Here is an 891-nt window from a genome sequence, read left to right as displayed (position 1 = left end):
GACCACGGCTTGGTCATCGGCACCTTGTAGTGCCGGGCGATCGCCTCCAGCGTCTGGCCGTAATAGGGCGAGGATGATTTCGCCCAGGGCGCGATGGCGCCGCGCTTGAGCGAGATCGTCTCGTCGGGAACGATCAGATCCTGGTCGATGCGCATTTCGTGTCCGATGCCGCCGCAGGTGGGGCAGGCGCCGAACGGATTGTTGAACGAGAATAGACGCGGTTCGATCTCGGGGATCGTGAAGCCGGAGACAGGGCACGCGAATTTCGACGAAAACGTGATGCGCTTGGCCTGACCCTTGTCGTCTTTCTCGTCGGCATATTCGACGAGCGCGATGCCATCCGCGAGTTCGAGCGCAGTCTCGAAGGATTCCGACAGGCGCGCACCGATATCGGAGCGCACGACGATGCGGTCTACAACGACGTCGATGTCGTGCTTGAACTTCTTGTCGAGCGTCGGCGTGTCGTCGATGGCGTAGTATTCGCCGTCGATTTTCAACCGCTGAAAGCCCTTCTTCTGAAATTCGGCGATTTCCTTACGATACTCGCCCTTGCGTCCCCGGACCACCGGAGCAAGCAGGTAGAGGCGCGTCTTTTCCGGCAGATCGAGCACGCGATCGACCATCTGGCTCACGGTCTGGCTCTCGATGGGAAGCCCCGTCGCGGGCGAGTAGGGAATGCCGACCCGCGCCCAGAGCAGTCGCATGTAATCGTAGATCTCGGTGACGGTGCCGACCGTCGAGCGCGGGTTGCGCGAGGTCGTCTTCTGCTCGATGGAAATTGCCGGCGACAGGCCGTCGATCTGGTCGACGTCGGGCTTTTGCATCATCTCCAGGAACTGGCGCGCATAGGCGGAGAGCGATTCCACATAGCGTCGCTGCCCCTCGGCGTAG

General features: G+C 61.5%; 1 pseudogene. It reads right to left on the bottom strand.

Going from position 1 to position 891, the window contains the following annotated elements:
- Nucleotides 1–891 (bottom strand): annotated as a pseudogene (locus tag AC1DT3_RS22830) (excinuclease ABC subunit UvrA); the annotation flags it as partial.

The sequence above is a fragment of the Microvirga sp. P4_G7 genome (genome assembly GCF_056401005.1).
Note: the sequence above shows the minus strand (reverse complement) of the source record. Positions and strands in the feature narration are given on the sequence as shown.